This is a genomic window from Legionella qingyii (assembly GCF_003184185.1).
Genome location: NZ_QHJG01000012.1, coordinates 43,862 through 55,117 on the forward strand (window position 1 = coordinate 43,862; position 11,256 = coordinate 55,117).

Below are 11,256 nucleotides of genomic sequence, written 5' to 3' on the forward strand. Positions count from 1 at the left end.
ATTAAGTATCAATTAGTATAATCATTGCATTTACGGGCACAATTTAATACCGTGAGATCAGGCATTTGACATAAATATTAATCAATGACTAGTATTGTGTTTTAATTAACAAAAAAATCATTTTTGCTTCAACTCATTGCGCAACAATCCAAGTATCAATATGCCAAGGTTCGTTTGGTTATATTTTTAAAAGGGAATAAGAATTATGACTATTGAACTCATACAAACAGGAAAAGAAGATACAAATGATTACGAACAAAGCTTACAAGACTTAGGTTACACTGAGCTAGACAATCATCTTAAAGAAGATGTTATTGCTATCTGGAAGTTTTTTTGCAATGAAGAACTGGTATTCAAAGGCTTGAAAAAATTTGTTACAGCTTATTTTGCATTTACCCAACATGAAACAAAAACTTTACGCCAATTTTTCGATGAATGGGGCAGCAAAAATCATTTTAATAGGCCCGACTCTTTTGAGATTAGTGAAGAATTTAAAACCAGCCCACAGTTCCACTATCCTAAACACACTCCTGTTTTGTATGGTGAGCTGACACCGGACCTGTTTAATAACATTCTACTAAAAAATGGTTATTTATCCGCTGATGCGGGGGCGGGCCCCAAGCATGGTAAATGGGCTCACTCCATTCAGTTTTTTCTTTTAGAAGAGGCACGAAAAGAAGGTATTTTGCAGTTGCATGCTCCAACGGTTTGCCAATTTGTGCAAACAATCTCACAAATTAAAGGTCCTTTTGAAGCATTAAGTTTATGGGACATTCTATTTGACTCTTTTGAGGATCATATTTTTACTCACCCTAATAACATTACTACAATCCTATCCAGTTCCTGGGATACTTCAGAAGCAGCAAAATTTTTAGCCGCAAAGTTAATTGCTTTTGACGAAAAATTTTATCGGATAGCGCGCAATGAAAGCTGCTATGAGGCATATGCTAAGCAAAAATATTTAAGTAGGTTAAATGAAGCACATTTTATTTTTTATAAAGAGAAATGTGCTTTATTATGGTTTACACCAAAAGATCAAAAGGACACACCCACCCCGGACTTATTGATTCCTTTATGTAACCATCAGTTAGGATCGTGAGAACAAACCAACTCATCTTTTTCCTTATTGAAAAGATGAGTTGGAACAATTAGCGTTAATGCTTCTGATGTGCTGGATGAGACTCTTTAAGTAAGAAGGCTGCAATAAGCAAACTAGCTAAAAAGCATATTGGCATTACGATTAAGGCAATTTGGTAACTTGCAACACTATATACATGCGCCCCATTCACAACATGCCATAAGTTAGTATGCTGTAATATGTAACCTACTAATGGCTGGAATATTGCACCACCTATCACTACCGAAAGATTATTAAAACCTGAAGCAGTACCAACCAGATCGGGAGCGTTATTTTCTTTGACCACTGCAAAACTTACCGTTTGACCACCGGCTCCTAAACCCAGCACAAAGAGAATAAAAGGAGTCCATCCATAAGATAACCCAGGCAAATACAATAGGACCAATGTTGCAAATAAACCTAAAACTGCACTAATAATCAGAGCGATTCGTCGACTTTCAATTTTATCACTGAACCATCCTAAAAGAGGACTCCCTACACCTATTCCAATCCAAATCATACTGCATAGTCCTGAAGCAGCAACCACGCTTATTTGGAGTTTTTCTTGTAAATATGGAACACCCCAGAGTGCAGCAAAAACTGCTATGGGAGCCCAGATCGTAAAAGCATAAGAACCTATTATCCAGGTATAACTATGTTTGCATACGGCAAGAAGTCGTTTCCATTCATCACGTAGGTAATGTTCAGGAACTGATTGACTCTTTTGGTGGGGGTAATCTCTGATATACAACCAAAAAAATGCTGCTAAAATAAAGCCAATAATTGAAAGAATGAAACTTGCATTACGCCATCCAACAGCTTGAATTAAATAGGCAAGAGGCATTTCGCCAAAAATAGCACCTACTGAACTCATCAATTGGGCGACCCCTGCCAAAATGGCAAAATAATAAGGAGGAAACCAACGTGATAAAAGGACCAGGACACCAATAAATGAAAATGCCGAGCCAATTCCAATAAGAAACCTTCCAATACACGCCGTAAATACACTGTCTGTTGATGCAAAGAAAGCAGACCCTAGCGCACATAGGATAATTGCAAAAGTCATGAGTTTACGTGGACCATAACGATCATATAACACACCCGCAGGTAATTGTGTTGGAGCATAGGCATAAAAATAAAAAGCAGATATAACGCCAAACCCTTGACCGGTAACCCCAAAAGTTTTCATCATGGATTCAGCCATAACGCTAGGCGCTACTTGCAAAATAAATTCATATAAATAAAAAGATGCGGCAAGGAAGAAAATAAAATAAGCGGCTACAAGATTCGTGCTCGCTCCTTGATGTGTTTTATCTGAATAATGTGCGCTCAATTTAAGGTCACTCCGTTTGAAATTCCACATTTAAGCCTATACGTATTTATTTTGTCAATACGTTCTTGTTACATAAAAGACATATAGAAGATAATATAAGGCAAGTTCTTTGTTTAAACTTGAGTTTTGCTGCATGGCACCTAAGCTTGCTATTCATTTATCTTATTTTGTTACTGGATAGATTGCCCCCAAAATTGCAGGGTGTCGCGAGCCAGTAATAGTACTTAAATCAACTGGAACTCGATTGATCGTTTGAGCAGCAAACCAGGCAAACATCATCGCTTCCAAATAATCGGGACTGATACCTACTTCAGCAATACTCATTACACTGGTCTGAGGCAATAATTGAGCAATCATTTGTAATAAGACAAGATTGTGGGCACCTCCACCACACAAGTACATTTTTTTGACATGTCCTGGTTCGTTTAATACTGTTCCTGCAATTGTTTTAGCCGTAAATGCAAGCAGGGTCTTTTGTATATCTACAGGTCTATATCCTTCTTTTAAATAGCGTTCTAGCCATGATAAAGAAAAATATTCTTTACCTATGCTTTTTGGAGCTGAAGAAATAATGAAAGAATCAGACATTAGTGTTTCTAGAAGAGGTTCAATCACTTCACCCTGCTGTGCCCATGCTCCCTCTGCATCATAAGTTACTCCTTGGTGTCTCATAATCCAAGCATCCATTAAACAATTTCCAGGTCCTATGTCCCAACCTTTAATTGGTTCACTTTCATTAATAAATGTAATATTGGCGATGCCACCTATATTTACTACAGCAATATAGTTATTTACATCTTTAAATAATTGCTGATGATAAAGAGGAGCGAACGGTGCTCCTTGCCCACCTAACACTAAATCACGAGTCCTAAAATCTGCAACAACAGTGATTCCAGTTAATTCAGATATAGTATGGGCACATCCTAACTGTAAGGTATATGGAATATTGCAATTGGTATCATGACACACTGTTTGACCATGACTTCCTATGGCGCAAATTTCATTGGCTGACAATTTTACGTTCTGCAATAATTCATTAACTGCATATGCAAACTCTCTTCCAATCAATGTATTCAGTTGGCAAATAGAAGCCAGACTTAAATCCGCACCAGAAAGCAGCTTATCAATACGTGTTTTCACTTCTTTACTGTATTTTTTAGTGATTCCACAAATTAGTATATTTTTTGATATATCGACAAGCGCGGCATCAATACCATCCATACTTGTTCCAGACATCAAACCTATATACAAAGTCATTAATTAATCCTCACTTCATCACTAAATAATATTAGAACGAGTAGATTGTAACCTGGGCGCAGCGAACCTAGGAAATTTTTAATAGAGCAACCCCTATTCCGCTTCGTTGCACCCAGGCTAAAATTCATCCAAACTAAAAATATCCTACAATCTGAAACAAGTATAAAAGTTATTTGTGGTAATTTCAGCTATCTCATCGTATGACATATTACGAAGGTCTGCTATCGCCTGGGCAACATATTTCACAAGAGCAGGATGATTTTGTTTGCCACGATATGGTACAGGGGCTAAATAAGGCGCATCCGTTTCAATAAGTATTCTATCCAAGGGCACTTTCCGTGCTACCTCTTGAAGTGCAGTTGCGTTTTTAAAGGTAACAATTCCTGAAAAGGAAATATAAAAATTCAAATCCATGGCTTTATGTGCTATATCAAGGCTCTCAGCAAAACAATGCATTACGCCACCAATTTGTTGGGCATGTTCCTCTGCCATTAATGCGATTGTATCTTCTGCCGCTTGCCGGGTATGAATAATCAATGGCTTCGAAGATTTTAAAGCAGCCTTTATATGCTGTCTAAATAGGTTACGCTGTACCTCTTGCGCTTCCTCAGTATGGGTTCGATAATAATCCAAACCTGTTTCACCTATTGCAATACATGCTGGATTCGCGGCTAAATCACATAACATTTGTGACGTAACTGGATATTCCATTTCAGTATTTGGATGGACTCCAACAGAAATACTGATATTAGGGTATTCTGCAGCAAGTTGTTCTAATTTGGGATAGTCATTTAGTTCAACACAAACACATAAAAAATGCTGCACGTCATTTTCTTTTGCTTGCGCTAAGACATTAGCCATATCATTATTAAAATCAGATAAATCAAGAAAATTTAAATGACAATGTGAATCAACTAACATGGAATAACCTCATAAAATATTGATCAATTCAGCATAAGATAATAGGAATTATTTCTTACATTGAATTAATTTACATTGTATCTGTTAACTGAGAAGATTTTAGCATGCCTGCTAGATAGGTCTCTATTTTATTACACAAATAACGGCTATTTTCCCCAATAAATTGCACGCCAACTCCTGGCACTTTATTACCCTGGGCTCCTTTAGGTGTAATCCAAACTATTTTACCATCAACTACATAGAGCTCATCTTCATCCATTAATTTGATCAAGAGCTTAACTATTGAACCAAGCTCATAGTTCGTGTTAGTTCGGATAAATAGCCCACCTCCTTTCACAAAAGGCATATAAGCCATATAAAGCGCTGATTCATTAATAAACGAGCAATTAATCTGTTGTATAGTATCCATCACAGATCTCCTTTAAACATCCTGAATTTCCGATAAAAAATCACAAAATATATTCATCACGTTTTTTATGGGAAAACATTAGATTAGCTATTTAATCCTAGTAATAAATCCTCTAATGCCAAAGTTTGATTTACATTCATATTATGGCTTAATTTTCGTTGTAATGTATTTATTTTATCGATTTGAGAAAAAATCGTTATGGAATCAATTTTAGACATTAAATAATTTAGTTGATAAATAGCTGGTCCCGTAGCTACAGCCCCATTAATTTGCATCACGTGTATTTGCGCATATACTAAATAAAGAAGCCACAGTAATGCACCAAATTCAAACTGACTCCATTGGGCGGCTACCATACTCGGATGTTTCTTTTGTTCCATTACTGCAATTATGCCATCTAAAATAAATTCAGATTGTTTAATAATCAAAGTCTGTTCGGATTCTTCGGGAAAATATTCCGCTAATCGTAGAAAATTAATAAGTAATAAATCATCAGGCGAAGCAAAACGTACTATCTGACATCTACTTAAAACTGTAGGTAATAAAGTGCTTAATTGCTGGGCTAAAAGTAAAAATATGGTTTGCGGAGCAGGCTCTTCCAAAATTTTTAGTAATGAGTTTGCAGCCGCGGTGTTCATTCGTTCGGCAGATTCAATCACAATCAAACGAAATTTGGCTCGTTGGGGAGTTAAATAGGCGTAACTTTGTAATTCTCTGATTTGATCGATTTTAATTGGTCCACCACTTTTTTCTGGTTTAACCCATTTCACATCAGGATGTTCACCACGAGCAACCATTTGACAATCAGTACATTGAAAACAAGGTTGATTTTCTTTCATTTTACAGAAAATTAATTGAGATAATTTTCTGATAAAATCTTTAAAGGCATAATCAAATGATCCAACACATAACAACGACTGAGGCAAACGATGATTTGCCCATGCAAATTGAATCTGATCCCACTGTGATTGATACCTATCCTTTTCATCAAGTGAAGAAAGGTTCTGCAGCTCCTTGATGTGACTCATTGCTGCTGCTCTATAAATTCATTCATTGCATTTTGAATAGCCTGTTGTACTTCGTGTAACGATCGTCGCGCATCAATAGTTACCGTATTAGTACTCATTTCAACATGCTGAATATAGCTTTTATGGACTCGATGAAAGAAATCAATCGATTGCTGCTCAATCCTGTCAACCTCACCCCTAGATTTAACTCGCGCCATTCCTTCTTCAGGGCTTATATCCAAATATAAAGTCAAATCCGGTTTAAATCCCTTCAGAGCAAAAGAAGATAATTGATTAATCACCTCCTGATCTAATCCTCTTCCACCACCTTGATAAGCCATGGTTGATAGTTCAAATCGGTCTGCAATAACCCAAATTCCTTGACGTAATGAAGGCTTAATAACTTCTTCGAGAAGCTGAATTCTGGCTGTATAGAGTAATAGCAATTCGCTTCGATCATCCAAAGTATCCCTATATTCTGGATTTTTAATCAGATCACGTAAAATCTCACCTATTACTGTTCCACCAGGCTCCCGGGTTGTTAGGGTTTTGATATGTTTCTTTTCAAGCAGATCTATAACCGTATTTATTGCAGTGGACTTACCAGCCCCCTCCAACCCTTCAATAACAATTAACTTCCCGGTTGAAAACAACATCAGAAATCCTTCCGTTTATATTGATTAATTGCTTGTTTTTGTTGCTGGTAAGTTTCTGAGAACTGATGAGTTCCATCCCCTTTAGCAACAAAATATAAATAATTAGATAATTGAGGATGGGCTGCAGCATCTAATGATTCTTTGCCAACCATGGCAATAGGTGTTGGAGGCAATCCTCTATAGTGGTATGAGTTATAAGGTGTATCGATTAGTAAATCGTCATGAGATAATTTTCCCGTATATGCAGCCCCTAAACCATAAATGACCGTGGGATCCATCTGTAAAGGCATATTTTTATTTAAACGGTTGAGCATGACACCAGAAATCAGCTTACGCTCTTGTGGAATAGCAGTTTCTTTTTCAATTATTGAGGCTGCTATTAGCAATTCATATGGATTTTTATAGGGCAAGTTAGGTGCTCTATTGACCCAACTCATAGTCAAATAATTAACTAAGTTACGATGGGCATGCTCTAATAAACTTTTACCAGTACTACCACCGCGATATTGATAGGTATCAGCAAGCAATAATCCTTCAGCATTTGGATGATTATCTTTAATAGAATTCCAATCCTCTGGTCGATAATTCAAATAAGCTGCTTTTAGTAAATCTTGGGATATTTTCTGCTGGGTGGTCCCTGCAATAATTGTAAAATTTTGCGTTAAGACATCTCCTGCTACAACTCGATGCACTAACTGCATCGCAGTTTCACCTGGCTGTATTTGATATACACCAGCTTTGAGTTGAGAGGACAATCCTGAAAAACGAATCATCGTTAGAAGCATTTTGTCTGAACGTATTAAATTTTTATCTTTTAATATTTTTACAAATTGTGAGGCCGTAGCAGTTCGGTCAAGAGTGATAATGACCGGAGAACCCTGCATGGGAACAATAGGTTTAGTAATTTGAAAATAGGTAATCAAAAAGAAAATAAAAAAAGACATAAAAAACATTAGAACATAAAGTACCAGTTTTTTATGTCTTGGAAATGTCATTTATACACGCTTGAATAATAAGCTGCCATTTGTTCCACCAAAACCGAGTGAGTTACTCAGAACATAATTAATAGATCGTTTTTGGGGTGTGTAGGGTACATAATTCAAATCACATCCCTCATCTGGATTATCCAAATTAATAGTTGGTGGAGCAATTTGATCTCTAATTGCTAAAATACTAAATATTGCTTCTACAGCACCTGCAGCCCCCAATAAATGACCGGTCATTGATTTTGTAGAACTGACTGCTAAATCATACGCATGTTGTTTAAATATGCGCTTAATCGCTTTTGTTTCATTTAAATCATTAAGATAGGTCGAAGTGCCATGTGCATTGATATAATCAACTTGTTCTGGATCGATACCTGCGTCATGTATGGCTGCTTCCATTGCACGAGCAGCACCATCAGCATCATCATCAGGAGCAGTGATATGATAAGCATCACCAGACATACCAAACCCTACAAGTTCAGCATAAATTTTTGCACCACGAGCTTTGGCATGTTCATACTCTTCTATCACAAGAACACCTGCCCCTTCACCCATAACAAAACCATCTCTATCTTTATCAAAAGGTCTTGATGCTTTTTCAGGTTCATCATTACGTTTAGATAGAGATCGCACAGCAGAAAATCCTGCCAAGCACAGCGGGGTTAAGGTCATTTCAGCCCCACCACATAACATAACATCAGCATCACCATAAGCAATCATTCGTGCAGCTAGACCAATATTATGTGTGCCAGTAGTGCAGGCAGTAACAACAGAAACATTGGGGCCTTTAAGCTTATGTCGAATTGAAATCTGTCCAGCAACCATATTTATGATACCTGCCGGAATAAAAAATGGAGAAACCTTTCGTGGACCACCCGCCATCAGTTTATCCTGGTTATTGGTAATTGTCTGGATGCCACCAATACCCGCACCCACAGCTACACCAATACGATTTGATAGATTTGCGTCAATCTTCAATCCCGAATCAAGCATTGCTTCATCAGCTGCAGCAATACCATATTGGGTAAATAAATCCATTTTACGCGCATCTTTAAGCGCAACGTAGTTCTCAATATTAAAATTCTTAACCTTAGCCCAGATGCGAGAGCTGTATTCGTTGGCATCAAACTCATCTGCCAAAACAACACCACTTACACCAGCTAATATATTTCGCCAAGTTTCTTCTACATTAAGACCGACAGGGGTAACCATACCCATACCAGTAATCACTATACGCCGCTTATTCAATGAAAGCTCCTCGCAAAACACTCCCATTTCTCTCCCACATGCAAGAGGGAGAGAAAGAGATAAAAGCAAATAGTTATGCTTCTTCTTTATTTAAATTAGATTCAATATAATCAATCGCTTCTTGAATCGTGGTAATTTTTTCAGCTTTCTCATCAGGAATTTCTGTTTCAAATTCTTCTTCAAGAGCCATAACCAATTCCACAGTATCTAAAGAATCAGCACCTAAATCATCAACAAATGATGCATCATTCTTTAACTCTTCTTCTTTAACGCCTAGTTGTTCAACAACAATTTTGCGAACACGCTCTTCAACTGTACTCATAACTTGATTTTCCTCTTTCGGTTGATAGAAATTTAAAAAAACTTCGGATTATTTAATATACTACTTCCACTTAATTTTTTTTACTTGGTCAATAAACCTAAATACATTTTTAACCTAATCAATCACTTATATTTTTAGTAATCCCAAACAACCAAAGTTAAATGGAAGTGGTATAGTTTATTCATTTATACAGATAACGCAAGTGCATTTAGTCCATATACATACCGCCATTGACATGAATTGTTTCACCTGTGATATATTTAGCACTGTCTGATGCCAAAAATGCTACTGCTTCAGCTATATCCTTGGGTTCTCCTAGCTTACGCATAGGAATTCTCTTTAACATTTCGTCCTTTACCATGTCAGGTAAAGCAGCGGTCATATCTGTATCAATAAAACCAGGTGCAACAACATTAACAGTAATTCCTCGGCTCCCAACTTCTTGAGCTAAAGACTTACTGAAACCAACAATACCTGCTTTCGCTGCAGTATAATTCACCTGACCAGAATTTCCACTTGAACCCACCACTGATCCAATAGAAATTATACGTCCCCATCGTGCTCTAAACATAGGCTTTATACAAATTTTAGACACTTTGTATATTGAATTCAAATTTGTTTCGATTACTTTATACCACTCTTCATCATCCATACGCAGTAATAAATTATCTGATGTTATCCCGGCATTATTAACTAATATTGACGGAGATTGATTCTCATGAGTCAACTCACCTATAACTTGCTCTATTTGCTCCGAATTTGTAACGTCAAGAACCAATCCTTTTCCAGATAGTTTTTCTTTTTCAAAATAGGCATTAATCGATTGAGCACCTTGTTCTGTAGTAGCTGTACCAAATACAAAAGCACCTTGCTGCGCCAATTTAAGGGCTATAGCCTGACCTATTCCTCGGCTTGCACCTGTAACCAAGGCAATCTTTCCCTCTAGACTCATCATGTATTTCCTCAATAGAAAATGTTTATTTTTTAGGTTGTATCTTTGGACAAACTAGGCAAATTGCTCTTCAACCTGATCCAGACTAATAGTATCGTAAACACTAATAGTATTTAAACTTCTGTCTATTCTTTTAATTAAGCCGCCCAATACTTTTCCTGGTCCGCACTCTAAAACAAGTTCTATTCCATTATTTTTAAAGAGCTGGATTGTTTCAACCCAACGAACAGGGCTATATAATTGTTCTTTTAACTTTTCACGTATGTGCTGAACAGAATGATAAATGCTTAAATCAACGTTACTTACTACATCTGTTTTTGTGTTTTTAAATTCGATTTTAGCCAAATATTCAGCAAAGGATGCTGCTGCTTCAGATAGTAAGGGACAATGACATGGAACACTAACTGGAATTACTTTAGCCAGACGAGCACCAGCCTCCTCAGCTAATTCTAGTATTCGCGTAACGGCTGGAGTATGTCCCGCAACAACAACTTGTCCAATTGCGTTATAATTGGCTGGCGTTACAACCTCATGTTCTTGGCTGGCTTGCTCACATAGAGCTTTTACTTGTTCATCAGTTAAACCCACAATTGCAGCCATAGCCCCCATGCCCAAAGGTATTGCATTTTGCATTAACTGTCCTCGCCGAGCTACTAAACATGCGGCATCAAATAATGACAGTGCGTCAGCGCAAACCAATGCAGCATATTCACCCAGGCTATGGCCAGCCATAAGAATAGGCTTGGCAACACCTTGTTGCATCAATACTCTATATACAGCCACATCAGCAGTAAGCATCGCAACTTGTGTATGCTCTGTTTGATTTAGTTTTTCTTCCGGCCCATGTTGCACAAGTTTCCATAAATCATAACCTACTGCTTCTGATGCCTCTGCAAAAGTTTTTACAATAATAGGATATTGCAACTCAAAATCAGCCAACATACCAACTGATTGTGAACCTTGCCCAGGAAATACAAATGCGGTTTTTACCATTTAAAAATAGCTCCGAACTAAAAATTTAATTCAAAAAGTTGAATCAAGTAAATTA

12 protein-coding genes are annotated in these 11,256 nt (G+C 37.1%); 1 reads left to right on the forward strand and 11 read right to left on the reverse strand.

What is annotated here, in order from left to right; genetic code table 11:
• Positions 1–205: 205 nt before the first annotated feature.
• Positions 206–1,099, forward strand: a complete 894-nt coding sequence (locus tag DGG96_RS08670) for a LirA/MavJ family T4SS effector (RefSeq protein ID WP_110142334.1) — start codon at positions 206–208, stop codon at positions 1,097–1,099.
• Positions 1,100–1,154: 55 nt separating this feature from the next.
• Here the strand turns inward: DGG96_RS08670 and DGG96_RS08675 are convergent, their stop codons facing one another.
• From DGG96_RS08675 to fabD, 11 genes are all read right to left on the reverse strand, one after another.
• The gene (locus tag DGG96_RS08675; RefSeq protein ID WP_110142399.1) at positions 1,155–2,450 is read right to left on the reverse strand and encodes an MFS transporter; all 1,296 of its coding nucleotides are present in this window, start codon (positions 2,448–2,450) and stop codon (positions 1,155–1,157) included.
• A 162-nt stretch (positions 2,451–2,612) separates the two neighbouring features.
• A complete protein-coding gene (locus DGG96_RS08680; protein ID WP_110142335.1) occupies positions 2,613–3,707 on the reverse strand; it encodes an anhydro-N-acetylmuramic acid kinase in 1,095 nt (364 codons plus the stop codon).
• 144 nt (positions 3,708–3,851) lie between these two features.
• Positions 3,852–4,628, reverse strand: coding sequence for a TatD family hydrolase (locus tag DGG96_RS08685; RefSeq protein WP_110142336.1), 777 nt, complete (start codon positions 4,626–4,628; stop codon positions 3,852–3,854).
• Between the two features lie 70 nt (positions 4,629–4,698).
• Positions 4,699–5,037 carry a PilZ domain-containing protein gene (locus DGG96_RS08690; protein ID WP_110142337.1) on the reverse strand — a complete coding sequence of 113 codons (339 nt, stop codon included), beginning with the start codon at positions 5,035–5,037 and terminating at the stop codon, positions 4,699–4,701.
• 83 nt (positions 5,038–5,120) lie between these two features.
• On the reverse strand, positions 5,121–6,065 hold the full coding sequence (locus DGG96_RS08695; RefSeq protein WP_110142338.1) for a DNA polymerase III subunit: 945 nt from the start codon (positions 6,063–6,065) through the stop codon (positions 5,121–5,123).
• Positions 6,062–6,700, reverse strand: coding sequence for a dTMP kinase (gene tmk / locus DGG96_RS08700; RefSeq protein ID WP_110142339.1), 639 nt, complete (start codon positions 6,698–6,700; stop codon positions 6,062–6,064). The genes DGG96_RS08695 and tmk overlap by 4 nt, the downstream gene beginning before the upstream one ends.
• The gene (gene mltG, locus DGG96_RS08705; protein WP_110142340.1) at positions 6,700–7,695 is read right to left on the reverse strand and encodes an endolytic transglycosylase MltG; all 996 of its coding nucleotides are present in this window, start codon (positions 7,693–7,695) and stop codon (positions 6,700–6,702) included. The genes tmk and mltG overlap by 1 nt, the downstream gene beginning before the upstream one ends.
• On the reverse strand, positions 7,696–8,934 hold the full coding sequence (gene fabF / locus DGG96_RS08710) for a beta-ketoacyl-ACP synthase II (RefSeq protein ID WP_110142400.1): 1,239 nt from the start codon (positions 8,932–8,934) through the stop codon (positions 7,696–7,698).
• 73 nt (positions 8,935–9,007) lie between these two features.
• Complete coding sequence (gene acpP / locus DGG96_RS08715) at positions 9,008–9,256, reverse strand: acyl carrier protein (protein ID WP_003631752.1); 249 nt, start codon at positions 9,254–9,256, stop codon at positions 9,008–9,010.
• A gap of 208 nt (positions 9,257–9,464) precedes the next feature.
• Complete coding sequence (fabG, locus tag DGG96_RS08720) at positions 9,465–10,211, reverse strand: 3-oxoacyl-ACP reductase FabG (protein ID WP_110142341.1); 747 nt, start codon at positions 10,209–10,211, stop codon at positions 9,465–9,467.
• Positions 10,212–10,262: 51 nt separating this feature from the next.
• Positions 10,263–11,201 (reverse strand): ACP S-malonyltransferase, encoded by a 939-nt coding sequence (gene fabD, locus DGG96_RS08725; protein WP_110142342.1) that lies wholly within the window; start codon positions 11,199–11,201, stop codon positions 10,263–10,265.
• Between the last annotated feature and the right edge of the window lie 55 nt (positions 11,202–11,256).

Bases quoted from the DNA above. Each gene is read 5' to 3' on its own strand.
- fabG (WP_110142341.1), bottom strand. From the start codon at position 10,211: ATGATGAGTCTAGAGGGAAAGATTGCCTTGGTTACAGGTGCAAGCCGA.
- fabD (WP_110142342.1), bottom strand. From the start codon at position 11,201: ATGGTAAAAACCGCATTTGTATTTCCTGGGCAAGGTTCACAATCAGTT.
- DGG96_RS08690 (WP_110142337.1), bottom strand. From the start codon at position 5,037: ATGGATACTATACAACAGATTAATTGCTCGTTTATTAATGAATCAGCG.
- DGG96_RS08680 (WP_110142335.1), bottom strand. From the start codon at position 3,707: ATGACTTTGTATATAGGTTTGATGTCTGGAACAAGTATGGATGGTATT.
- DGG96_RS08695 (WP_110142338.1), bottom strand. From the start codon at position 6,065: ATGAGTCACATCAAGGAGCTGCAGAACCTTTCTTCACTTGATGAAAAG.
- DGG96_RS08670 (WP_110142334.1), top strand. From the start codon at position 206: ATGACTATTGAACTCATACAAACAGGAAAAGAAGATACAAATGATTAC.
- acpP (WP_003631752.1), bottom strand. From the start codon at position 9,256: ATGAGTACAGTTGAAGAGCGTGTTCGCAAAATTGTTGTTGAACAACTA.
- mltG (WP_110142340.1), bottom strand. From the start codon at position 7,695: ATGACATTTCCAAGACATAAAAAACTGGTACTTTATGTTCTAATGTTT.
- DGG96_RS08685 (WP_110142336.1), bottom strand. From the start codon at position 4,628: ATGTTAGTTGATTCACATTGTCATTTAAATTTTCTTGATTTATCTGAT.
- tmk (WP_110142339.1), bottom strand. From the start codon at position 6,700: ATGTTGTTTTCAACCGGGAAGTTAATTGTTATTGAAGGGTTGGAGGGG.